The organism is Blattabacterium cuenoti (assembly GCF_014251595.1).
Lineage (GTDB): Bacteria > Bacteroidota > Bacteroidia > Flavobacteriales > Blattabacteriaceae > Blattabacterium > Blattabacterium cuenoti_Q.
The window spans coordinates 459,528-484,522 of the sequence record NZ_CP059192.1; the positions used below are offsets into that span (position 1 = coordinate 459,528).

17 protein-coding genes and 7 tRNA genes are annotated in these 24,995 nt (G+C 27.0%); 4 read left to right on the forward strand and 20 right to left on the reverse strand.

Annotation, left to right across the window (positions count from 1 at the left end):
* From rpoC to ileS, 16 genes are all read right to left on the reverse strand, one after another.
* Nucleotides 1-4,242 (reverse strand): DNA-directed RNA polymerase subunit beta', encoded by a 4,242-nt coding sequence (gene rpoC, locus H0H66_RS02270; protein WP_185857825.1) that lies wholly within the window; start codon nt 4,240-4,242, stop codon nt 1-3.
* Between the two features lie 31 nt (nt 4,243-4,273).
* Entirely contained in the window at nt 4,274-8,080 is a 3,807-nt protein-coding gene (gene rpoB, locus H0H66_RS02275; RefSeq protein WP_185857826.1) for a DNA-directed RNA polymerase subunit beta, read from the reverse strand.
* Nucleotides 8,081-8,120: 40 nt separating this feature from the next.
* Complete coding sequence (gene rplL, locus H0H66_RS02280; protein ID WP_185857827.1) at nt 8,121-8,492, reverse strand: 50S ribosomal protein L7/L12; 372 nt, start codon at nt 8,490-8,492, stop codon at nt 8,121-8,123.
* A gap of 56 nt (nt 8,493-8,548) precedes the next feature.
* Entirely contained in the window at nt 8,549-9,097 is a 549-nt protein-coding gene (rplJ, locus tag H0H66_RS02285) for a 50S ribosomal protein L10 (RefSeq protein ID WP_185857828.1), read from the reverse strand.
* Between the two features lie 4 nt (nt 9,098-9,101).
* The gene (rplA, locus tag H0H66_RS02290; RefSeq protein WP_185857829.1) at nt 9,102-9,800 is read right to left on the reverse strand and encodes a 50S ribosomal protein L1; all 699 of its coding nucleotides are present in this window, start codon (nt 9,798-9,800) and stop codon (nt 9,102-9,104) included.
* A gap of 12 nt (nt 9,801-9,812) precedes the next feature.
* Complete coding sequence (rplK, locus tag H0H66_RS02295) at nt 9,813-10,253, reverse strand: 50S ribosomal protein L11 (RefSeq protein WP_185857830.1); 441 nt, start codon at nt 10,251-10,253, stop codon at nt 9,813-9,815.
* Nucleotides 10,254-10,262: 9 nt separating this feature from the next.
* Nucleotides 10,263-10,817, reverse strand: coding sequence for a transcription termination/antitermination protein NusG (nusG, locus tag H0H66_RS02300; RefSeq protein WP_185857831.1), 555 nt, complete (start codon nt 10,815-10,817; stop codon nt 10,263-10,265).
* A 12-nt stretch (nt 10,818-10,829) separates the two neighbouring features.
* A complete protein-coding gene (secE, locus tag H0H66_RS02305; protein WP_185857832.1) occupies nt 10,830-11,015 on the reverse strand; it encodes a preprotein translocase subunit SecE in 186 nt (61 codons plus the stop codon).
* 14 nt (nt 11,016-11,029) lie between these two features.
* A tRNA-Trp gene (locus H0H66_RS02310) sits at nt 11,030-11,102 on the reverse strand.
* Nucleotides 11,103-11,141: 39 nt separating this feature from the next.
* Nucleotides 11,142-12,329 (reverse strand): elongation factor Tu, encoded by a 1,188-nt coding sequence (tuf, locus tag H0H66_RS02315; protein ID WP_185857833.1) that lies wholly within the window; start codon nt 12,327-12,329, stop codon nt 11,142-11,144.
* 24 nt (nt 12,330-12,353) lie between these two features.
* Nucleotides 12,354-12,426 (reverse strand) — tRNA-Thr (locus H0H66_RS02320).
* A gap of 14 nt (nt 12,427-12,440) precedes the next feature.
* Nucleotides 12,441-12,513: transfer RNA gene (locus H0H66_RS02325), tRNA-Gly, on the reverse strand.
* A gap of 13 nt (nt 12,514-12,526) precedes the next feature.
* Nucleotides 12,527-12,610 (reverse strand) — tRNA-Tyr (locus H0H66_RS02330).
* Nucleotides 12,611-12,618: 8 nt separating this feature from the next.
* A tRNA-Thr gene (locus H0H66_RS02335) sits at nt 12,619-12,692 on the reverse strand.
* A gap of 84 nt (nt 12,693-12,776) precedes the next feature.
* Entirely contained in the window at nt 12,777-13,412 is a 636-nt protein-coding gene (locus H0H66_RS02340) for a lipoprotein signal peptidase (protein ID WP_185857834.1), read from the reverse strand.
* A 254-nt stretch (nt 13,413-13,666) separates the two neighbouring features.
* Nucleotides 13,667-17,134: an isoleucine--tRNA ligase gene (gene ileS, locus H0H66_RS02345; protein WP_185857835.1), complete on the reverse strand. Its 3,468-nt coding sequence runs from the start codon at nt 17,132-17,134 to the stop codon at nt 13,667-13,669.
* Nucleotides 17,135-17,187: 53 nt separating this feature from the next.
* Here ileS and mutS point away from each other — a divergent pair, with 53 nt between their 5' ends.
* From mutS to H0H66_RS02360, 3 genes are all read left to right on the forward strand, one after another.
* On the forward strand, nt 17,188-19,755 hold the full coding sequence (mutS, locus tag H0H66_RS02350) for a DNA mismatch repair protein MutS (RefSeq protein WP_185857836.1): 2,568 nt from the start codon (nt 17,188-17,190) through the stop codon (nt 19,753-19,755).
* 48 nt (nt 19,756-19,803) lie between these two features.
* A tRNA-Gly gene (locus H0H66_RS02355) sits at nt 19,804-19,876 on the forward strand.
* 12 nt (nt 19,877-19,888) lie between these two features.
* Nucleotides 19,889-19,973, forward strand: a tRNA-Leu gene (locus H0H66_RS02360).
* 6 nt (nt 19,974-19,979) lie between these two features.
* Here H0H66_RS02360 and guaB read toward each other — a convergent pair.
* Nucleotides 19,980-21,446: an IMP dehydrogenase gene (gene guaB, locus H0H66_RS02365; protein ID WP_185857837.1), complete on the reverse strand. Its 1,467-nt coding sequence runs from the start codon at nt 21,444-21,446 to the stop codon at nt 19,980-19,982.
* Between the two features lie 197 nt (nt 21,447-21,643).
* Here guaB and H0H66_RS02370 point away from each other — a divergent pair, with 197 nt between their 5' ends.
* On the forward strand, nt 21,644-21,925 hold the full coding sequence (locus H0H66_RS02370) for a hypothetical protein (RefSeq protein WP_185857838.1): 282 nt from the start codon (nt 21,644-21,646) through the stop codon (nt 21,923-21,925).
* 51 nt (nt 21,926-21,976) lie between these two features.
* Here H0H66_RS02370 and rplS read toward each other — a convergent pair whose 3' ends face one another.
* From rplS to H0H66_RS02385, 3 genes are read right to left on the reverse strand one after another with little or no spacing between them, the layout of a single operon-like run.
* Entirely contained in the window at nt 21,977-22,321 is a 345-nt protein-coding gene (gene rplS / locus H0H66_RS02375) for a 50S ribosomal protein L19 (protein ID WP_185857839.1), read from the reverse strand.
* A gap of 12 nt (nt 22,322-22,333) precedes the next feature.
* Nucleotides 22,334-23,728, reverse strand: coding sequence for a phosphoglucosamine mutase (gene glmM, locus H0H66_RS02380; RefSeq protein WP_185857840.1), 1,395 nt, complete (start codon nt 23,726-23,728; stop codon nt 22,334-22,336).
* 54 nt (nt 23,729-23,782) lie between these two features.
* On the reverse strand, nt 23,783-24,994 hold the full coding sequence (locus H0H66_RS02385) for an ABC transporter permease (RefSeq protein WP_185857841.1): 1,212 nt from the start codon (nt 24,992-24,994) through the stop codon (nt 23,783-23,785).
* Nucleotide 24,995 lies beyond the last annotated feature (1 nt).

The window sequence follows — 24,995 nt, forward strand, 5'->3', positions numbered from 1 at the left end:
CTAATTTTCAGCTTCATATAAAATATCCGGAAAAATGTTTTCATATTCTCTTAATCCAGTCCCTGCGGGTATTTTATGTCCTACAATAACATTTTCCTTTAATCCATGTAAATAATCAATTTTACTACTTATAGCAGCTTCGCTTAAAACTTTTGTTGTTTCTTGAAATGAAGCGGCGGATATAAAAGATTTTGTTTGTAATGCCGCTCTTGTTATCCCTTGTAATATAGGTCTTGCCGTGGCAAAAATTGCATTTCTAGTTTTGACTAATTTTTTATTTTTATATTTTAAAACTGCATTTTCATTTCTTAAATTTCTATAGCTAATAATATCTCCATTTTTAAAGATTTCAGAATCTCCAGAATTTTCAACTACTTTCATTTGAGAAATTCTATCATTTTCTTCTATAAAGTCATCTTTATATTCTATATTTCCTTCCAAAAATTTAGTATCGCCTACATCTATAACTTCTACCTTTCTCATCATTTGTAAAACAATGACTTCAAAATGTTTATCATTAATTTTTACACCTTGCAAACGATATACATCTTGTATTTCTTTGATTAAATATTCTTGAACGGCTCTAGGGCCTCTTATATTTAAAATATCATTAGGTGTAATAGCTCCATCTGATAATGGCATTCCTGCTTTTACATAATCGTTTTCTTGCACAAGTATTTGATTGGATAATTTGACTAAATATTTTCTAATTTCTCCTGTTTTAGACTCTACAATAATTTCCCTATGCCCTCTTTTTATTTTACCATGACTCACTATTCCATCTATTTCCGATACTATAGCTGGATTAGATGGATTACGTGCTTCAAATAATTCAGATAAACGAGGTAATCCTCCTGTAATATCTCCTGATTTAGCTGTTCTTCTTGGTACTTTTACTAATATTTTTCCTACATTTATTTTTTCTTCATCTTCTACCATTAAATGAGCTCCTACCGGTAGATTATATACTTTTAATTCTTCATTTTTGTCATTAACAATTTTTAATGTTGGTATCAAATTTTTGTTTCTAACTTCTGTAATTACTTTTTCTTGAAATCCAGTTTGTTCATCTATTTCTACTTGAAAAGTTACACCTTGTTCTAAATGTTGATAAGATATTATGCCAGAAAATTCTGCAACAATAACTGCATTATATAAATCCCATTTGCAAATTATATCTCCTGTTTTCAATTTATCTCCATGTTTTACATATAAATAGGCTCCATAAGGAATATTATTCATCATTAGAACTGATGATTTTTTTAGATTAAAAAGTTTCATTTCTGTAGTTCGAGAAACCACTATTCCTATATGATCATAATTTTGTTTTATTTTCACTAATTTTAAATCTTCAAATTCTATAATTCCGTCATGTTTTGCTTTTATTTGTGAAGATTCTGTAATATTTCCAGCCGTTCCTCCAACATGAAAAGTTCGTAAAGTTAATTGAGTTCCAGGTTCTCCAATTGATTGTGCAGCAATAACTCCTACTGCTTCTCCTTTTTGAATAATTTTTCCTGTAGATAAATTACGACCATAACATTTAGAACAAATTCCCATTTTAGCTTCACAAGTTAAAGGAGATCTTACTTCTACCGTTTCAATACCAGATTGATCAATAATTTCTGCTATTTGTTCGTCAATCATTTCACCTGAAGAAATTATTAATTGATTATCTTTATAAATATCATTTAAAGATATACGTCCTAAAATTCTATCAAATAAAGTTTCCACTATTTCTTCATTTTTTTTCAATGCTGAAATTTCTAATCCACGTAAAGTTTGACAATCTTCCATCTTGATAATAACGTCTTGAGCTGCATCAACCAAACGTCTTGTAAGATATCCAGCATCTGCTGTTTTTAATGCAGTATCTGCTAATCCTTTTCTAGCTCCATGAGTAGATATAAAATATTCTAAAATTGATAATCCTTCTCTAAAATTGGATAAAATAGGATTTTCAATAATCTCTCCTCCAGAAGATCCTGCCTTTTGAGGTTTAGCCATTAATCCACGCATTCCTGAAAGTTGACGTATTTGTTCTTTAGAACCTCTTGCTCCAGAATCTAACATCATATATACAGAATTAAATCCTTGTCTATCTTCACGCATATATTTCATGACTTTTTCTGTAAGCATAGCATTGGTATTGGACCATATATCAATGACTTGATTATAACGTTCATTATTTGTGATTAATCCCATATTATAATTTATTTTTACATTATCTACTTGTTTCATTGCATGTTCAACCATATTTTTTTTATTATCAGGAATAATAATATCTCCCAATCCAAAAGACAACCCTCCTTTGAATGCATTATAAAAACCTAATTCCTTAATATCATCTAAAAAATTTGCAGTAGTAGGAACATCTGTAAGATGTAATATTTTTCCTATAATTTCTCTAAGGGATTTTTTTGTAAGAGATTCATTAATAAATCCTACTTTTCTAGGAACTACTTGATTGAACAATACTCTGCCTACAGTTGTTTCTATTATTTTACTAACAAATTTTTCTTTTTCACGAAGATTGACTTTAACTTTAATTAAAGCATGTAGATCTACTACATTTTGATTGTAGGCAATTTCTACCTCTTCTGGAGAATAAAAAATAAAACCTTCACCTTTTACTTTCTTTGTGGAATCTGATAACAAAGGTTTAGTCATATAATATAATCCTAATACCATATCTTGAGAAGGGACTGTAATAGGAGATCCATTCGCCGGATTTAATATGTTTTGAGAAGCTAACATCAAAAGTTGAGCTTCTAATATTGCTCCATGAGATAATGGTAAATGAACAGCCATTTGATCGCCATCAAAATCAGCATTAAAAGCAGCACAAACTAAAGGATGTAATTGAATTGCTTTTCCCTCTATTAATTTAGGTTGAAAAGCTTGAATTCCTAACCTATGCAATGTAGGAGCTCTATTTAATAATATAGGATGTCCTTTTAAAACATTTTCTAAAATATCCCATATCATGGGATCTCTTTTATCAATAATTTTTTTAGAAGATTTTACTGTTTTTACAATTCCTCTTTCAATCAATTTTCGTATGATAAAGGGTTTATAAAGTTCTGCTGCCATATCTTTAGGTAATCCACATTCATGCAACTTCAAATGTGGACCGACTACTATAACTGATCTTGCAGAATAATCTACTCTTTTTCCAAGTAAATTCTGTCTAAATCGACCTTGTTTTCCTTTTAATGCATCAGATAAAGATTTTAAAGGACGATTTGCTTCTGATTTTACAGCAGAAATTTTTCTTGAATTATCAAAAAGAGAATCAACTGCTTCTTGAAGCATTCTTTTTTCATTTCGTAAAATCACTTCAGGTGCTTTGATTTCTATAAGTCTTTTTAAACGATTATTTCTTATAAGTACACGACGATATAAATCGGTCATATCTGAAGCGGCATAACGACCTCCATCCAAAGGAACTAAAGGACGTAATTCAGGAGGAATCACAGATAATACATGAATAATCATCCAAGATGGATCTCCTCCATTTTTCTTTCCTTCTCTAAAGGATTCAACAACTTGTAAACGTTTTAATGCTTCAGTTCTCCTTTGTTTTGAAGTTTCATTATGTGCCTGATTCCTTAAATTCATAGACAAAAGATCTAAATTTATTTTATTTAAAAGATCCTCTATACATTCTGCTCCCATTTTAGCAATAAATTTATTGGGATCCGAATCTTCTAATTGTTGATTTCCTCTTGGGAGTTTGTTTAATACCTGCAAATATTCTTCTTCGGTAAGGAAATCTCCTTTATGGAAAGAAGATCCATCTGTACGTATTCCTACTCCTCCTTGAATAACGACATATCGTTCATAATAAATTATCATATCAAGTTTCTTAGAAGGTAAACCTAATAAATGTCCAATTTTATTAGGAGAAGATCGAAAACACCAAATATGAACAACAGGAACGACGAGACTTATATGCCCCATACGTTCTCTTCTGACTTTTTTCTCAGTAACTTCAACACCACATCGATCACAAACAATACCTTTATAACGAATTCTTTTATATTTCCCACAAGCACATTCATAATCTTTGACTGGACCAAAAATTCGTTCACAAAAAAGTCCATCTCTTTCTGGTTTATGAGTCCGATAATTAATTGTTTCTGGTTTGAGTACTTCTCCATGAGATTCCTTTAATATAATTTCTGGAGAAGATAATCGAATGGTTATTTTATTGAATTTATTGTTTTTTTTCTTATTCATTTTTTAATCATATAAGAATATGGAAATTAGGTTATTCTTCTAAACGTATATCTAGTCCTAATCCTTTTAATTCATAACAAAGCACATTAAAAGATTCTGGATTATTAGGTTCAGGCATTGGTTCTCCTTTAACTATAGATTCATAAGTTTTAGCTCTTCCAGGAACATCATCGGATTTCACAGTTAAAATTTCACGTAAAATATTGGAAGCTCCAAAAGCTTCTAAAGCCCAAACTTCCATTTCTCCAAAACGTTGTCCTCCAAATTGGGCTTTCCCTCCTAAAGGTTGTTGAGTGATTAAAGAATAAGGACCTATTGAACGTGCATGCATTTTATCGTCTACCATATGTCCTAATTTCAACATATATATAACCCCCACAGTTGCCGGTTGATCAAATCTTTCCCCCGTTCCTCCATCAAATAAATAGGTCGTTCCAAAACGCGGAATTTTTGCTTTATCTGTATATGTACAGATTTCTTCTATAGTAGCTCCATCAAATATAGGGGTTGAAAATTTTATATTCAATTTCTGTCCAGCCCATCCTAATACAGTTTCATATATTTGTCCAATATTCATTCTGGAGGGAACTCCTAAAGGATTTAGGACAATATCTACTGGACTTCCATCTTCTAAAAAAGGCATATCTTCTTCTCTTAATATTCTAGCAACTACTCCTTTATTTCCATGTCTTCCAGCCATTTTATCTCCTACTTTTAATTTTCTTTTTTTAGCAATATATACTTTTGCCATTTTAATAATTCCTGAAGGTAATTCGTCCCCAACAGTAATAGAAAACTTTTTATGTTTAAAAGAACTATTTAAATCATTTACCGCTATTTTGTAATTATGTAAAATTTCTGATACTAAATTATTGATTTCAAAATTATCTGTCCAATGATTAGAACTAATTTCTATATAATCTTGTATACTATGAAGTAGTTTTATAGTAAATTTGATTCCCTTTTTTATAATTTCTTGTTTTTTTTCATTATAAATAGAATTATGACATAATTTATTATTTAAAATAGATTGTAATTTATTAATCAATAAATTTCTAAGATCTGAAAATTTTTTTTCATATTTTTTTTCTAAACGTGCTATTTTAATCTTATCTTGAGCTCTAGATGTTTTATCTTTTATACTTCTGGTAAAAAGTTTTGTGTCTATCACCACTCCAAATAATGACGGTTCAGCTCTTAAAGAGGCATCTTTCACATTTCCTGCTTTATCACCAAAAATGGCTCTTAATAATTTTTCTTCTGGAGTAGGATCGGATTCTCCTTTTGGGGTTATTTTTCCAATAAGAATATCACCAGGTTTAACTTCTGCTCCAACTCTAATAATTCCATTTTCATCTAAATCTTTAGTAGCTTCTTCACTAACATTAGGAATATCGTTGGTTAATTCTTCCATTCCTAACTTGGTATCACGAACATCCAAAGAATACTCATCTATATGAATAGAAGTAAACCAATCTTCACTTACTACTTTTTCGGATATTAAAACAGCATCTTCAAAATTATAACCATTACACGGAATAAAAGCTGCTTTTAAATTTCTTCCTAAAGCTAATTCTCCATTTTCTGTAGCATAACCTTCACATAAAATTTGACCTTTAGTAACTTTCATTCCTTTTCTAACAATAGGTTTCAAAGTGATACATGTATTTTGATTCGTTTTTCTAAATTTAATCAAATCATAAACTTGAATTTCAGAATCAAAACTAACTAAATTTTCTTTATATGTTTTGTCATAAACAATAATTATTTTATTTGCATCAACATATTTGACCATTCCATTTTTTTTTGCATTAATCAATATACGAGAATCTCTTGCTACTTGTTCTTCTAATCCAGTTCCTACTATAGGAGCTTCAGGCTTTAACAATGGAACGGCTTGACGCATCATATTAGATCCCATTAACGCTCTATTTGCATCATCATGTTCCAAAAAAGGAATCAAAGAAGCTGATATAGACGCTATTTGGTTTGGGGCTACATCGATATAATCTACTTGATCCGATCGGACTATAGGAAAATCTCCATCTTCACGAACTATAATTCTATTAGATAAAAAATTTCCATATTTATCAATAGCATTAGCCTGTGCTATAATTTTTCCTTCTTCTTCTTCTGCACTTAAATATTTTACTTCAGATTGTAAATCTATTTTTTTATTAGAAACGACTCGATAAGGAGTCTCTACAAACCCCATTTTATTTATTTTAGCAAATACAGAAAGAGAAGATATTAATCCTATATTAGGTCCTTCTGGTGTTTCAATAGGACATAATCTTCCATAATGAGAATAATTGACATCTCTAACTTCAAAACCTGCTCTTTCTCTAGATAAACCACCAGGACCTAATGCAGAAAGTCTTCTTTTATGAGTAATTTCAGATAAAGGATTTGTTTGATCCATAAACTGAGATAATTGGTTCGTTCCAAAAAAAGTATTTACAACAGATGATAAAGTTTTTGCATTAATAAGATCTACAGGCATAAAAACTTCATTATCTCGAACATTCATTCTTTCTCTTATCGTTCTAGCCATCCTAGCTAAACCAATACTAAATTGAGCATAAAGTTGTTCACCTACTGTTCTGACACGTCTATTGGATAAATGATCAATATCGTCAACTTCTCTTTTAGAGTTAAATAAAGCATTTAAATGTTCTACAATTGCTATTATATCTTTTTTGGTTAAAACTAAATAATTAGAATCTATATTTAAACCAAGACGTTTATTCAAACGATATCTTCCCACAGGACCTAAACTATATCGAGTATCAGAAAAAAAAAGTTTATCTATGACTCCTCTCGCCGTTTCTTCGTCTGGAGGTTCTGTATTTCTAAGTTGTTTATAAATATATTCTACTGCTTCTTTTTCAGAATTCGTAGGATCCTTATATAAAGTGTTGTAAATAATAGAATAATCTTTTTTCCTTTCTCCTTCTTTATGCAATAAAATAGTTTTTATTTCATGATTGATCATAAGATCAATATGTTCTTCTTTTAAAAGAACATTTCTTTCTATCAGAACTTCATTTTTTTCTATAGATAATACTTCTCCTGTATCTTCATCCACAAAATCTTCATGCCAAATTTTCAAGACTCTAGCTGCTAGAGTTCTATTTAAAATATTTGTTTCATTATCTTTTATTATTATTTCCTCAGCTAAATCAAATATTTCTAATATATCTTTATCTCTTTCATATCCTATGGCACGTAATAAAGTTGTCATAGGTAATTTTTTCTTTCTATCAATATATGCATACATAACATTATTAATATCGGTTGCAAATTCTATCCATGATCCTTTAAATGGAATAATTCTAGCAGAATAAAGTTTAGTTCCATTAGCATGATGAGATTGACCAAAAAAAACACCAGGAGATCGATGTAGTTGAGATACAATAACCCTTTCCGATCCATTAAAAATAAAAGACCCAGATGGAGTCATATAAGGACATGTTCCTAAATAAACATTTTGATAAACAGTTTCAAAATCTTCATGATCAGGATCAGTACAATATAATTTTAATTTTGCTTTTAAAGGAACACTATAAGTTAACCCTCTTTCTATACATTCTTCTATTGAATATCTAGGGGAATCTATAGAATAACCTTTAAATTCTAAAACAAAAGAATTTCTAGCATCAGAAATGGGAAAATTTTCTGTAAAAGCTTTAAATAAACCTTCATTTTTTCTATCTTCTGGTTTTGCATCTAATTGAAAAAATTCTTTAAATGATTTGATTTGAATATCCAAAAAATCCGGATATTCTGCTTGTTTTGCTACTGAGGCAAAAGTGATTCTTTTTTTTTCTGTATTCACAAATTTTAATTTAATAGATAATAAAAAAATGTAAATTTTTCTATTTTAATTCCACTTCAGCTCCTATTTCTTCAAATTTATTTTTCAAATTTTCTGCTTCTGTTTTATTTACAGATTCTTTAATAACACCAGGAATATTATCGACTAAGTCTTTAGACTCCTTGAGTCCTTTTCCAGTAATTTCTTTCACTAATTTGACTACAGATAATTTAGAATTTCCGGATGATTTTAAAATTATGTTAAAAATGCTTTTTTCCTTTTTTTCATCAATTTTTTCTTTTACAGATAAAGGATTTTCCACTTTCATTGAAGTCGATGGCTCTATTCCATATTTTTTTTTTAAAATAGTAGCTAATTCAGAAACTTGTTTTACTGTTAAATTAACTAATTGTTCGGCTAGCTTGTCTATCATTTTATTATTTATTTTTTTAATATTAGTAATTATCGTAAACTGAAATTTTCATTTTTTTATTTTTTATAAGATGATAAAGCTTCTAAAATTTCACATATTTTGTATTTCGTTGAATTAAAAAAAGATGAAATAATATCTTTTATTGAAAATTGAAGTATATTGAAAATTTCAATTATGATATCTTCCTTAGATTTAAGATGTAGTAATATATTTAAATCTTTGTTTCCTCCAAAATAAAAAGATTCTTGAGCATAAGCTCCCTTTAAATAAGGTTTATCAATTTTTTCTTGAACATGAAAATTTTTTATAATATTAGAAGTTATATTTGTTATATTCAAATTTGAATCCGAAAATAATACAGTTGTATTTCCATTTAAAATAGAAAAAAAAGAATCCAATTTTTTATTTTTTATTTTTTGTATGGCTTTTTTCAATAAAGTATTTTTTACCACTTTCATTCTAATACTATATTCATGAAAACTTTTTCTAAGAATAGAAATTTGATTAGAATTTAAATCGGATATATTAATCAAGTATATTGTTTCATTATTAGATAATATAGAAACCAATTTTGATAATTCTTTTTTTTTATTTTCTTTATTCATTTGTTCATGTATTCGCGAAAATTTTTAAATCTAATGGGATACTACAACTCATAGTGCTAGATAAATAAATACTTCTTATATAAAATCCTTTAGAAGTGGAAGGTTTATTTCGAATAATTATTTTCATAAATTTTACTATGTTATCTAATAAATGTTGAGACGAAAATGAAACTTTTCCTATTGAAGCATGAACAATTCCATAACGATCTGCTTTAAAAGTGATTTTTCCCGATTTAATTTCTTGTATAGATTTTCCTGGATTTACAGAAACAGTTTCCATTTTAGGATTAGGCATTAATCCTTTAGGCCCCAATATTTTACCTATAGTTCCTAATTGATTCATAACAGAAGGAGTAGCCACAATAAGATCAATGTCTGTCCATCCAGACTTAATTTTTTCAATATAATTTAATCCAACATAATCAGCACCTGCTTTTTTAACTTCTAATTCTTTATCTTTTGGAACTAAAGCTAAAATACAAATATTTTTACCTGTACCATGAGGTAACAATACCGTTCCTCTTACCATTTGATTAGGAAGACGAACATCAATTCCAAGATGAACTGCAATATCAAAAGATGCATCAAATTTTACAAAATTTATTTCTTTAATAAGAACGATCGCTTCTTCTAAAGAATACTTTTTTTTACTAGAAATTTTTTCTAGAATCTTCTTTTTATTTTTAGTTAGTTTTTTAGACATATAAAAAGTATTTTAATTATAAATTTCTATTCCCATAGATCTAGCAGTACCGGAAACCATGGATATAGCTGATTTCATAGAAAAACAATTAAAATCTTCCATTTTATTTTTTGCAATTATTTTAATTTCATTTAAACTTATTTTTCCTATTTTAGAACGATTAGATTCTTTAGATCCTTTTTCTTTTTTGATAACATTTAACAATTGAATAGAAATTGGAGGTTTTTTGATCAAAAAAGAAAAGGATTTATCTTCATATACATATATTATAACAGGACATATTTCCCCTATTTTATCTTGAGTAAGGGAATTATATTGTTTGCAAAACTCCATAATATTTACGCCAGAACTACCTAAAATAGGACCAATAGGAGGAGCCGGACTTGCTTTTCCTCCATTGATTTTCTGTATTTTAATTTTTTTTATTACTTTTTTTATTATTTTTTCGGACATATGATTTCTTTAAATTTTTTCTATCTGTGTAAAATTCAATTCTAATGGAGTTTTTCTTCCAAAAATTAAAACGGCTAATTCTAATTTTCTTTTTTCTTCATTAATTTTTTCAATTGTTCCATTAAATCCTGTAAAAGGACCATCGATAACTTTAATTGTTTCTCCTACTAAAAAAGGAATACTAATATTTTCATATCTTTCAGATAGTTCATCTATTTTCCCTAACATTTTATTCACTTCTTCTTTTCTCATAGGAATAGGAATAGCGGAAGGGCCTTTTCCTTCACTTAAAAAATTTATAACACCTGGAACATTTTTTATTGCATGAATCGCTTCTCCTTCTAAATTTACTTCGACCATAACATATCCTGGATAATGAACTTTTTCCCTATGAATTTTTTTACCTTTTCTCATTTGTATAACTTTTTCAATAGGAACCAATACTCTTCCTATATATTCTTGAAATCCATTATCTCTAATTTCATTCTCAATATATGATTTCACCTTGTTTTCTTGTCCACTCATGGTTTTTATGACATACCATTTTCTTTCTAAATCATTCATTAATATATAATTTTATAAAGAAAATAATTTTTTAATCAAAAAAATAAAAAAACCATCCACTCCATATAAGAATATGGATAAGAATATGGAAAAAAAAGATATAATCATTGTTGTTAATTGTAAATCCTCCCATTTAGGCCATGTTATACAATGAAAAAATTCGTTATAAATTTCTAAAAAAAAATTATTTTTTATCATTATTTCAATCAATGCACGGACGGTAAGGATCGAACTTACGACCTTCGGTTTTGGAGACCGATGCTCTACCAACTGAGCTACATCCGTTTTTGGAATTAATTATATCATAATAAAAAATCAATTCAATCAATCTATTATATGAATGACTTGTCCAGCTCCTACAGTTTTTCCTCCTTCACGAATAGCAAAACGTAAGTTTTCACTTAATGCTATAGGTTGATGTAATTCAACCTCCATAGAAATATTATCTCCAGGCATGACCATTTCTATTCCATCCGGAAGATGAATTTCTCCTGTTACATCTGTTGTCCTTAAATAAAATTGAGGACGATATTTATTATGAAAAGGAGTATGTCTTCCGCCTTCTTCTTTTGTGAGAACATATACTTCTGCTTTAAATTTTTTATGAGACTGCACAGATCCTGGCTTTCCAACTACCATTCCTCTTTTTATATCTTTTTTTTCTATTCCCCGTAATAATAAACCTACATTATCTCCTGCTTGACCTTGATCCAATATTTTTCGAAACATTTCAACTCCTGTTACTGTAGATGATAATCTATTTTCACCCATTCCAATTATATCAACTAAATCTCCTGTATGAACAATTCCACTTTCAATACGGCCTGTTGCTACTGTCCCTCTTCCTGTTATAGTAAAAACATCTTCTATAGGCATTAAAAATGGTTTATCCATTTCACGAATTGGTTCTGGAATATAATCATCCAATACTTTCATTAAGTCTTTTATTTTTTCTGTCCATTTTTTTTCTCCATTTAAAGCTCCTAAAGCTGATCCTTGTATAATAGGAATATTTTCTCCATCATATTCATATTTAGAAAGTAACTCTCTAATTTCCATTTCAACTAATTCTAACAACTCTGGATCATCTACTTGATCTACTTTATTCATAAATACCACAATTTTTGGAACTCCCACTTGACGGGATAATAATATATGTTCTCTTGTTTGAGGCATAGGCCCATCTGTAGCTGCTACAACTAGAATAGCTCCATCCATTTGAGCAGCTCCTGTAATCATATTTTTTACGTAATCTGCATGTCCAGGACAATCAACATGTGCATAATGTCTTTTTTCGGTTTCATATTCTACATGAGATGTATTAATAGTAATCCCTCTTTCTTTTTCTTCAGGTGCATTGTCAATTGCATCAAAACTTTTCTCTTCTGCCAATCCAATTTCTGATAAAACTTTTGTAATTGCAGCAGTCAGAGTTGTTTTACCATGATCTACATGACCTGTAGTTCCTATATTTACATGTGGTTTATCTCTTTTAAATTTTTCTTTTGCCATGATAAATTTATTAAATTCAAAAAAAGCCAACGGCGGGAATTGAACCCGTGACCTCTTCCTTACCAAGGAAGTGCTCTACCAACTGAGCTACATTGGCCATATATTTCATAGAGCGGAAGACGGGATTCGAACCCGCGACGTTCAACTTGGAAGGCTGATGCTCTACCAACTGAGCTACTTCCGCTTTTATTAAAATATGGGGAGAGCAGGATTCGAACCTGCGAAGGTATAACCAACAGATTTACAGTCTGTCCTCGTTAACCAGGCTTGAGTATCTCCCCCGAAAAAAAGCCGATGGAGGGATTCGAACCCACGACCCCGAGATTACAAATCACGTGCTCTGACCAACTGAGCTACACCGGCTATTCAAATTTTATTCGTAATAATGAAAATCAGGACAATACAAATCTATAGAGATTTTTATAATTCTCAAAAAAATAATAAACGTTATAAAATTTTTACATTTTTAATTTTATGTTTGAATATGAATAAAAAAAACACTCCAATAGATATCACAGCATCGGATAAATTAAAAATAGGTTTAAAAAATTGAAAATGATAATCGCCAAAAAATGGAATCCAATTAGGAAAATAAGCATCTATTATAGGAAAATAAAATAGATCGACTACACATCCCTCCATGAAAGAAGCATATCCTTTATCAAAACTGATTTGAGATATTCCATGATAAGGAATCCATTTTTGTGATTTTTCACTATAAATAGTTCCTGTATTGAATAATAATCCATATAAAGCGCTATCCAAAAAATTTCCCATAGCTCCTGAAAAAATTAAACTAATAGGAATAGTTAAATATTTAGAAGACCCTTTGATTATATTTCTATAAAGAAAAATAAAAATGAAAATAACTAAAAAAAATCGAAAGATGCTCAATAATATTTTTCCATGATATCCGGATCCCAAATTAATCCCATAAGCCATTCCTGGATTTTCTATAAAAAAAATACGAAAAAAAGGAAATATATAAATTTCATCTCCTAATCTAAAATGAGTTTTAATATAAATTTTTAAAATTTGATCTATCGATAAAATAGAAATAATAATTAAAAAGAATTTTTTCAAAAAAAATAAAATTTTTTTATTTTATACTAATCTTATCTTTACTTTTAGTATAATAATATGTTGTTTTTTAAAAATTAATTTTTTTATTTTTAGTAATACAAAAATCTCATAATCTTTATTTTCAATTTTAATCAAAGTTTAATTTAAACTTTATGACTACAAGTTTATGAACACTTAAGCTTTAATATATTATTCCATGATTCTGATTATTAATCTTAATAAAAAGACCTTAAAAATAGATAAATATTTTTCTTTCATTTTTTTATATTTTCCATTTTATGAATCCACATATATAATATAAATTCTTTTTCAAAGTAGATTTTTTCTTTTTTTTCTTCATCTTTTTTTATTCCATTTTTTGGGAATAAAATATCGACAGAAAGAGTTTCTGTACAAATAAAATTTTTATTTTTTATTAAAATAGCTTTTACTTTATTTTTTAACTTATTATTTTCTTTTATTTTTACATATATAAATATTTTTTCAAGAACATCATATTTACAATCTTTTCTTAATTTTTGTATATGTCGTATGAATTCCCTTACAAATCCTTCTTTCCATAAAGAATCTGTAATTTTTAAATCTAATGCAATTGTCAATTTTGGATCAAATAAAATTGACCATCCTTTAATATATTCCGTACTAATTTTAACATCTTCTAAAGAAAGAATAATTTTTTCTTTTTTTAGAAAAAAAATATATTTTCCATTATTCTCTATCTCTTTTATTTTTTCTTGACTAAATTCCTTTATAATTTCGGATATCTTTTGAGTTTTTTTTCCAAATTTTGGTCCTAAAGATTGATAATTAGGTTGAATATGTTTGATAAATTCAAGATTTTTATAAGAGGAAGAAAATTCTATTTCTTTTATATTGGCTTCTTGAAATATAATTTTAGAGAATTGTTTCAATTGAAAATGCATGTTCTTATCAGAGAGAATAATAAGCAATTTTTGTAAAGGTTGACGAATTTTTATTTTATTCTTCTTTCTAATAGAAAAAACCATCGTAATTATTTTCTGAACCCAAAACATACTATTTTCCAAATTTTTGTTAATTAAACTTGGATCATAACTAGGAAAACTTGTAAAATGAATACTTTTGAAATCTTCTTTTTCGGTAACAAAATTTAAATCCACATATAATTTTTCGGATAAAAATGGAACGATGGGGGAAATTAACTTAGCTACAACAATTAAACATTTATAAAGAATTTGATATGCCGATATTTTATTTTTTGTATATTTTTCTTTCCAAAATCTCTTTCGAGATAATCTTATATACCAATTACTCAATTTATCTAAAACAAATGATGAAATTAAACGTGCAGCTTTAGTTGGATTATAGTTAGAATAATAATCATCCGCTTTTTGAATAAGAGTATTTAATTCAGAAATAATCCAAAAATCTAATTCTGTATAATGTTGAAAACATTCTTTTTCTTTGTAAGAAAAACCATCAATGTTAGCATATAAAGCAAAAAAAGAATATATATTATACAATGTTCCGAAAAATTTATTTATAATGGTATGAAGATCATTTATATTAAATTTTAGATTATCCCAAGGTTCAGAATTAAATATAATATACCAACGTATAGCATCAGGACCATAATTGTCTATCAAATCAAAAGGATTTATGCTATTTCCTTTACTTTTAGACATTTTACGACCATGTTGGTCTAATACCAATCCTGTTGATACAACATTTTTATAAGCAATGGAGTTAAACAGTAAAGTACTAATAGTATGCAAAGTAAAAAACCATCCTCTTGTTTGATCTATTCCTTCTGAAACAAAATCAGCGGGAAATAATAAATTTTTATCTATATATTCTTTATTCTCAAATGGATAATGAAATTGAGCATATGGCATTGCTCCAGAATCAAACCATACATCAACTAAATCAGATTCCCTTTTCATAGGTTTTCCTTTAGAAGAAACCAATATGATTTCATCCAAAATATGTTTATGCAAATCTATTTTATCATAATTATGATCACTCATATCGTCTAACACAAAATCTTCAAATACATTATGTGACATAAAACCATATTCAATTGATCTTTGTATTTCTAAAAACAATTCTTTAACTGATCCTATCACAATTTCTTCATCTCCTTTTTCTGTTCTCCAAATAGGAAGAGGAGTCCCCCAATATCTAGAACGTGAAAGATTCCAATCTTTTGTATTTCTTAACCAAGAATCAAAACGTTTTTGACCTGTAAAATCAGGATACCATTGAATTTTTTGATTCAAATTAATCATTTTATTTTTTATGATTGTAGTTTTTATAAACCATGAATTCAATGGATAATAAAGTATTGGTTTTTCTGTTCTCCAACAATGTGGATAAAAATGAATATATTCTTCAGTTCTAAATATTTTTTTTTCTTTTTCTAGAAAAAGAATTATCTCTTTATCTACTGATAAAAAATTTTTTTGATTTGTATTAAATTCGTTTTTAACATATTTTTCTGAAAATCCATGAGGAAAATTTTTTATGAATTTTCCTTGAAAATCAACTAAAGGAATAGGAATATTTTTTTCATTTAGAACTAACATTGGGGGGATGTTATATTTTTTAGCAATCATAAAATCATCTATTCCAAATGTTGGAGAAATATGAACAATACCTGTTCCCTCATTAACGTTAACAAAATCTCCTGTTATAATTTGAAATGCATTTTGTTTATTATATAAAGGTTGAAACCAGGGTAATAATTGTTCATATTTACTGAATATGAATTCTTTTCCTTTGAATTTATCTACTATTAGATAAGGAATTTTATAATTTTTTATATTATGATTATCTAATTCAATATAACTTGATACAGAGTAAAACTGATTTGATAATAATATTTTATGAATTAATTTTTCAGAAAAAACAATATTTTCCTTTAAAAAAGTACGTTTATTATAAGTTTTCACTAATACATAATCTATATCATCCCCAAAAGCTAATGCCGTATTTGAAGGGATAGTCCAAGGAGCCGTTGTCCATGATATAAAATATATTTCACCTGAAATATTTCTAAATTTTTCGGGTAAAGTATTTTTAATTGCTTTAAATTTTAAAAATGGAGATAATTGTTTTACTTCTTTATAAGCTCCTGGCATATTTAATTCATGATGACTTAGACCTGTTCCTGCAGAAGGAGAATAAGGTTGAATCGTAAAACCTTTATAAATAAGTTTTTTATCGTATAATTTTTTGATTAACCACCATATACTTTCTATATACTTTGCTTTATAAGTAATAAATGATTTATCTAAATCAATAGAATATCCTATTTTTTTTGTAAATAATTGCCATGTTTCCAATGATTGATTAACAAACTTTTTACAAAGTTGATTATATTCTTTTACACTAATTTTTTTCCCTATATCATTCTTCTTAATTCCCATTTTTTTTTCCACATTTAATTCCACTGGGAGTCCATGGGTATCCCATCCAGCTTTTATAAATACTTTTTTACCTTTAAGTCTATGGTATCTTAAAAAAATATCTTTTATGGTTCTAGTTAAAATATGATGAACCCCAGGATCTCCATTTAAAGATGGAGGGCCTTCATATAAAATATACGAATATGACAAAGGATTTTTTTTATTATAGAAATTAGAATTTTGTTGAAAAATCTTATGTTTTTTCCAATATTGAGATATTTCCATCGTTATTTTACTAAGATCCAACTCTTTATATTTTCTAAATATTCTCGACATAAGGCTATAAATAATAAATTAATAATCTTCTATTTTAATAATTATATTTTGATATGAATAAAAACAAAACTTTTGATCACAAAAAAAAAGAAGAAACTCCATTAATTAAGCAATATAATAATATAAAAACTAAATATCCAGATACAATTTTATTATTTCAAGTTGGAGATTTTTATGAAACTTTTGGAGAAGATGCCATTAAATGTTCACAAACATTAAATATCGTTTTAACCAAACGATCTCATATGAATTTAGCTGGATTTCCTTATCATTCTTTAAAGACTTACTTACCAAAATTAATACGTTCAGGATTTCGTGTCGCAATTTGTGACCAACTAGAAGAACCCAAAAAAGGAAAAAATATTGTAAAAAGAGGAGTGATCGAACTAGTTACTCCAGGAGTATCTATAGATGAAAATATTATATTACCCAAATCAAATAATTTTTTGGCTTCTATTCATGTAGGAAAAAATCTTAATCTAGGATTAAGTTTTTTAGATATTTCTACTGGAGAATTTTTGGTAACAGAAGATACGAAAAATAATATATTACAATATTTAAAACATTTTCATCCCAGTGAAATACTTTTTCAAAAAAAAGAAAAAAAATTTTTTGATCAATTATTAAAAGGAAAATATTATACATTTCTAATGGAGGATTGGGTATTTAATTATTCATTTGCATATGAAAAATTAATATCACACTTTCAAATTAATTCTTTAAAAGGATTTGGTATTAATGATTTAAAATTGGGAATCATTTCTTGTGGAGCAATTTTATCTTATTTACACAACACTTTACATTTTAATATAAAACATATTTCTACTATACAAAAAATAAAAAAGGAAGAATATATGTGGATTGATGATTTTACATTTCGTAATTTAGAAATATTTCATCCCTTAAATAAAGAAGGAGTTTCTTTAATCAAGATACTAGACCATACTCTTACTCCTATGGGAGGAAGGTTATTGAAAAATTGGATTCTTTTTCCTTTAAAAAATTTATTTTATATCCAAGAACGTCTTCAAATAGTACAAGAATTGTGTACTCATAACATAATACGTCTTTTCATAAAAAATAAACTAAAAAATATTTATGATGTAGAAAGAATAATATCCAAAATAGCCATTGGAAAAATTACACCACGAGAGATGTATACATTATATAAATCGTTGATTTCTATAACAGAAATACAAAAAAAATTTCTATCTCATAAATCTGAAATTTTTATGAAACTTGGAAAATCTTTTCAAGATTGTAATTTAATATGTGAAAAAATTGCTTCAACAATAGAAGAAAATCCTCCATATCAAATTGAAAAAGGAAAAGGAAATGTTATTATTAAAGGTTTTTCTAAAGAATTAGATGAAATTCGTTTGATGTATTTTTCTCAAAAAGAATATTTAGAAGAACTTTGCTCAATAGAAAAAATAAAAACAGGAATTAATAATTTAAAAATTGGATATAACAATATTTTTGGATATTTTTTTGAAGTTAAAATGTCTAAAATAGAAAAAGTTCCATCTTATTGGAGACAAAAACAAACATTGACAAATTCTGTTCGATATATCACAGATGAGTTAAAAAATTATGAACTCAAAATTTTTGATGCAGAACAAAAAATATTTTCTTTGGAAAAAGAAATTTTTTATAATCTAATTAATCAAATATTAGAAAATATAAAAATTTTACAAAAAAATGCAAAAACTATTGCAAAATTAGATGTATTATGTTCGTTTTCTAATTTAGCATTAGAAAATAATTATGTGAAACCAAAAGTTAATAATTCTTTAAAAATTTCAATAATAAAAGGTAGACATCCAGTTATTGAAAGACAATTTATTTCCAAAGCATCTTACATTCCTAATGATATTATTTTAAATAAATTCAATAAACAGATATTAATCATTACAGGCCCCAATATGTCAGGTAAATCTGCTATTTTACGTCAAACTGCGATTATTATACTTATGTCTCATATTGGGTGTTTTATTCCTGCTAAATATGCAGAAATAGGATTAATAGATAAAATATTCAGTAGAGTTGGAGCGTCTGATAACATTTCTATAGGAGAATCTACTTTTATGGTAGAAATGAATGAAACCGCAAATATACTCAATAATCTTTCCAAAAGAAGTTTTTTAATATTAGATGAAATAGGAAGAGGAACAAGTACTTATGATGGAATTTCAATAGCAAAATCTATCATAGAATTTTTACATGAAAAAAATTTACGTCCTCTAACCTTATTTGCTACACATTATCACGAATTAAATGAAATGAGTCTCTTCTTTAAAAGAATAAAAAACTATCATGTATCTGTAAAAAAAACAAATAATAACGTTATTTTTATGCGAAAGCTAATATACGGAGGAAGTAAACATAGCTTTGGAATTTATGTAGCTAAAATGTCTGGTATGCCCATAGAAATTATTGAAAAAGCAAAAAAAACATTAAACATATTAAAAAAAAATAAAACGGAAATAAATAAAAAAAAAGCTCTTCAATTGTTAAAAAAAATAATTTGTTCTTTAAAAACAATAAAAAATATTAATTCTTTATCATTACAAGACGCCACTATAAAAATTTATGAAATTAAAAATTTATTAGATTGTTAAAATTTGCTACATATATAAAAGTGTATTTAAATTAGTTAGTATAAAAATGCGAGAATAGCTCAGTTGGTAGAGCACAACCTTGCCAAGGTTGGGGCCGCGGGTTCAATTCCCGTTTCTCGCTTTTTAATTAAATGCCCGGATGGTGGAATTGGTAGACACACAGGACTTAAAATCCTGTGATCATTGTGATCGTACGGGTTCAACTCCCGTTCCGGGTATATTTTTCACTGGCTATAATTAAAATAATTAGGTGATTCTTTAGTAATGTTTACACTATGTGGATGATTTTCTTTTAATCCTGAATTTGTAATTCTTACAAATTTAGCAGTCCTCATAAGCTCCGTAATAGAAGAAACTCCACAATACCCCATTCCAGAACGTAAACCTCCACAAATTTGATAAATAACATCTTTTATTTTTCCTTTATAAGGAACAATAGCTTCAATTCCTTCTGGAACAGATTTTTCGTTAAATTGAAAATAACGATCTCCACTTCCTCTTTTCATAGCTATTAATGATCCCATTCCTACATAAGTTTTAAACTTTCTTCCCTGAAAAATAACCTCTTCTCCCGGAGCTTCATCTGTACCAGCAAACAAACTTCCAATCATAACCGAACTAGCTCCAGCAGCAATAGCTTTTACCACATCTCCTGAATATCTGATTCCTCCATCAGAAATAATACTAATATTTCTTTTTTTAGCATATTCATATACATCATTAATAGCCGTAATTTGTGGCATTCCTACTCCAGCTATAACTCTTGTTGTGCAAATGGATCCTGATCCAATTCCTACCTTTAAAACAGAAGTACCTGCATCAATCAAATCTTTAGCTCCCTTCATCGTCACTATATTTCCTGTTAACAATGTTATCTTCGGAAAAGAATGCCTAATTAATTTTATTGTATTTAATATTCTAGAAGAATGACCATGCGCTGAATCTATAGCTATAATATCTGCTCCCACTTTGACTAGAGCATCTACTCGTTCTAAAGTTTTTTTATCGATTCCAACAGCGGCACCTACACGTAAACGACCTTTAGAATCTTTACAAGCATTAGGGTGTTTAATCAAATTATCAATATCTCTAATTGTGATTAATCCCACTAATTTATTATAATCATCTATAATAGGTAATTTTTCTATTCTTCTTTTTAATAAAATACTTTTTGCTTTTTCTAAAGTGATATTTTTTTTAGATGTCACTAACTTTTCTTTCGTCATCACTTCCTCAACTAAAGAATCTAAATCGGTACGATATTTTATATCTCTTCTGGTAATAATTCCTACTAATGAATGATCTTTTTCTATGACAGGTAATCCCGAAATTTTAAATTTTTTCATAAGATATTGAGCGTATCTTAATGTTGAATTTCTAGAAAGAGTAATAGGATCATCTATCATTCCACTTTCACTTCTTTTAACTCTATAAACCTCTTCTGATTGATTTTCTATATTCATATTTTTATGAATAATCCCTATTCCCCCTTCTCTAGCTATAGAGATAGCTAAAGAAGATTCTGTTACTGTATCCATAGCGGCACTTAATATCGGAATATTCATAGTAATATCAAGTGTAAGAGAAGTTTTAAGAGAAACTTCTGATGGAAGAATCGAAGAATAAGAAGGGACAAGCAATACATCATCAAAAGTAAGAGCTTCTTTTAAAATCTTTTTATTTAAAGACATAATTTTTATTTTAAAATATATAATTTTGCATATATTATGGTTTATAAACACATAATATTCTTATTTTCAAATCAAAGAGAAAAATAAAATCTAGTTATGCTCGTCTTTTATAAAAATACAAATAATGATATATTTTTTCATTCCAAATTTTTATATAAATTTGCCCAGAATATGTAATAACTGAAATACTATCGATTATGATGAAAAAATTAAGAATTACAGTCACGACCATCTTATTAGCAATGTTTTTGTTTACTATTAGTTGTAACAACAAAAATAAAAATGAAAGTAACTCTACTACAACAGAAGAGGAAAAAACAGCTAATAATAATGAAAATCAAACAGATTCTACTAGCACAAATACTCCTCCTACAACTAGTGAGGATCCCTCAAAAAATAACAATAATGAGGAAAATAACAATAGTCCATCCGAAAAAGAAAAAATAACAACTGAGGAAAACGATAAGAATAATAAATAAAAATATAAAAGGGAAAAGAAGAAAAAGTGAAAAAAGTGTACAACACTTTTTTCACTTTTCAGCTTTAATCCTTGCTTTTTTACCTTTCAAAGCTCTAAAATAATAAATTTTCGATCTTCGAACTTTCCCTTTTTTATTTATTTCTATTTTACGTATATTAGGTTGATTGAATATAAATATACGTTCTATTCCTATTCCTGCACTTATTTTACGAATAGTAAATGTTTTTGTTAAACCTTTTCCTTGTTTTTTTATAACAACCCCTTTAAAAGATTGAATTCTTGTTTTTTCTCCTTCTTTAATTTCGAAAAAAACAGTAATCGTATCGCCCGAATGAAACGAAGGAAAATCATTTTTAGATAAAAATTTATCTTCTGTATATTTTTTTTGAAACATAATTTAATTTTATTAAAATGAAATGTTTTTTATTTCACATATGATATTTTTAGATAAAAAATTTGCTCTTTTTTTTGAAGAACTTTCTGTATGTATTCTAATAATATTTTCGGTATTCGATTTTCGGATATGTATCCATTCATTATGTTTCAAATAAATTTTAATTCCATCATTAAAATCCATTTTTTTTCCTTGATATTTCTTTTTTATTGTTTTTAACAATATTTTAATTTGTTCATGAGAAGAAAATCGAATTTTCTTTTTTGACATAAAATAATTGGAATATCTTTTTTTTAATTTAGATAATGGAATATTATTCAATTTAGCGATTTGAGTTAGAAATAATGCAATTCCGATCAATGCATCTCTTCCATAACGAAAATTAGGATAAATTATTCCTCCATTTCCTTCTCCCCCAATAACGGCATGAACTTCTTTCATTTTTTTTACAACATGTATTTCTCCAACAGGAGTAGAATAATAAGGAACTCCTTTTTTAATAGAAAGATCTTTTAATGCATGAGAAGAAGACAAGGTTGAAACAATAGGTCCCAATTGATTTTCTAATATATAATCTGCAATGGACACCAAAGTATATTCTTCTCCAAAAAATTCTCCATTTTCGCAAATAAATACTACACGATCTACATCAGGATCTACAGAAATCCCCAAATTTGCTTTTATATCCGGTACTTTTTTACAGATTTCCTTTAAGTTTTTTTCAATAGGTTCTGGATTATGCACAAAATCACCATGAGGATTACAATACATTTTGATGACATTAACTCCTAAATATTTTAATAAAATAGGGACAGCTATTCCTCCTGTTGAATTAATTCCATCCACTACAATTTTTAATTTAGAATTTTTAATGATATTTTTATCTATAATAGGTAATGAAAGAATTTTTTCTATATGTTTATGAATATAATTTTTTTTGTAAAAAAGACTACCTAATTTTTTATATGACGAAAAATTGAAATATTTTTTTTCTACTATATAAAACAATTTTTTAAAATCTTCTTCAGATAAAAATTCTCCATAAGAATTAAACATTTTTAATCCATTCCAATTTTTAGGATTATGACTTGCCGTTAACATAACTCCACCATCAGCTTTTTCATTCATGACAGCTATTCCAACAGTAGGAGTTGTAGATAAACCAATATTTACAACATTTACTCCTAAAGTTTGAAAAGTAATTATTAAAAATTCTTGAAATAAAAGAGAAGAGATTCTACCATCTCTTCCTAAGATTATAAAAAATTTCTTTTTATTTTTATATTTTCGTTTCATCCAGGAAACATATCCTGCAGAAAACTGAATTATATCTATGGGAGAAAACCCATTTCCTACTTTCCCCCCCAATGTTCCTCTTATTCCAGATGAAGATTTTACAAGTGTCAAAAATAATTGAATTTTTTATTACAAACAAAAATACAAAAATTAAATTTTTTTGATTTATTCAAATTCTACAATTTTTATAGGTGTAGTTTTGTTTATAACAAATAAAGAAGGAAAAAATATTGTAATAAAACAAATAAAAATTATAGACAAATTAATCATGATAATATGATATATATTTATATAAATAGGCACAAAATCAACAAAATATTGTATTTTATTTAATGATATTAAATGAAATTTTTTTTGTAATGCTAATAAAGTGATTCCAACACTATTTCCTATTAGTAAAGAAGGGAATAATATTTGTATCATATAAAATAAAAATATTTTATGTATAACCTGATTTCTAGCTCCTAAAATTTTTAAAATACCTATAGTTCTAATTCTTTCTAAAAGAAGTATTAAAACAAATACAATCATATTAATAGTTACAGATACCAAAATGATAAAACTGATAACAATAATATTTGTATCGAATATGTTGATCCATTTGATAATATCATGGTTATTTTGAATGGTTTTTACTATAAATTCTTCAGGTATTTTTTTAAAAATTTTTTTCTTTATATTCTCATAAGAAACAAAAATTTCAAATTTTTCTACAAAATCTTTATTCCGTCCGAAAATTTGTTGAATAGATTTTATATTTCCAATAATATATACATCATCAAATTCTGCTATTCCAGTTTCATATAAACCAGAAACTATAAATTTTTTAGAAAAAATAATAGGATTTCCTTTTTTATTAAAAAAAATAAAATCTATTTTAATATTTGATCCAACACTTAATCCTAGAGATAAGGATGCTTTTTTAGATAAAAAAATATTTTTATGACACGATAAATCTTTATTTAAAAAATTTTTCTTGATTAAGAAATATTGAAAAAAAACAGGATTATAATCCTCATATATCCCTTTAAATATGTATTGACTTATTTTATGATTTGTAGAAATGATCACATTATTTTCAGCAATTCCGTAAATTTTTTTAACTAAATTATATTTAAAAAATTTCTTTTTTTTTATAGAAAAAAAAGAAGAACTTGCTTTTAAATCATTTTTATGTATAATAATTTGTCCTCTAATATTTAATAGTTTATTTTTTATGATTTCTTTAAAACCGAATCCTATAGAAAAAGTTAAAAAAGATATAATCAAACCAAAAATTATTGTTGTTTGTGTTATGAGAACTATTATTCTAAGAGTTTGATTTTTTCTATAATCTTCCCAAATTGTTTTTTTAGAAAAAAACCATTCAAAATTCAAT

Excerpts from the sequence above, each read along its gene's own strand:
- rplJ (WP_185857828.1), bottom strand. The coding sequence starts at position 9,097 with ATGAATAAAGAAAATAAAAAAAAAGAATTATCAAAATTGGTTTCTATA.
- rplK (WP_185857830.1), bottom strand. The coding sequence starts at position 10,253 with ATGTCCGAAAAAATAATAAAAAAAGTAATAAAAAAAATTAAAATACAG.
- secE (WP_185857832.1), bottom strand. The coding sequence starts at position 11,015 with ATGATAAAAAATAATTTTTTTTTAGAAATTTATAACGAATTTTTTCAT.
- rplL (WP_185857827.1), bottom strand. The coding sequence starts at position 8,492 with ATGATAGACAAGCTAGCCGAACAATTAGTTAATTTAACAGTAAAACAA.
- rplS (WP_185857839.1), bottom strand. The coding sequence starts at position 22,321 with ATGTTTCAAAAAAAATATACAGAAGATAAATTTTTATCTAAAAATGAT.
- H0H66_RS02370 (WP_185857838.1), top strand. The coding sequence starts at position 21,644 with ATGATGAAAAAATTAAGAATTACAGTCACGACCATCTTATTAGCAATG.
- nusG (WP_185857831.1), bottom strand. The coding sequence starts at position 10,817 with ATGAATGATTTAGAAAGAAAATGGTATGTCATAAAAACCATGAGTGGA.
- tuf (WP_185857833.1), bottom strand. The coding sequence starts at position 12,329 with ATGGCAAAAGAAAAATTTAAAAGAGATAAACCACATGTAAATATAGGA.
- ileS (WP_185857835.1), bottom strand. The coding sequence starts at position 17,134 with ATGTCGAGAATATTTAGAAAATATAAAGAGTTGGATCTTAGTAAAATA.
- guaB (WP_185857837.1), bottom strand. The coding sequence starts at position 21,446 with ATGTCTTTAAATAAAAAGATTTTAAAAGAAGCTCTTACTTTTGATGAT.
- rplA (WP_185857829.1), bottom strand. The coding sequence starts at position 9,800 with ATGTCTAAAAAACTAACTAAAAATAAAAAGAAGATTCTAGAAAAAATT.
- rpoC (WP_185857825.1), bottom strand. The coding sequence starts at position 4,242 with ATGAATAAGAAAAAAAACAATAAATTCAATAAAATAACCATTCGATTA.
- mutS (WP_185857836.1), top strand. The coding sequence starts at position 17,188 with ATGAATAAAAACAAAACTTTTGATCACAAAAAAAAAGAAGAAACTCCA.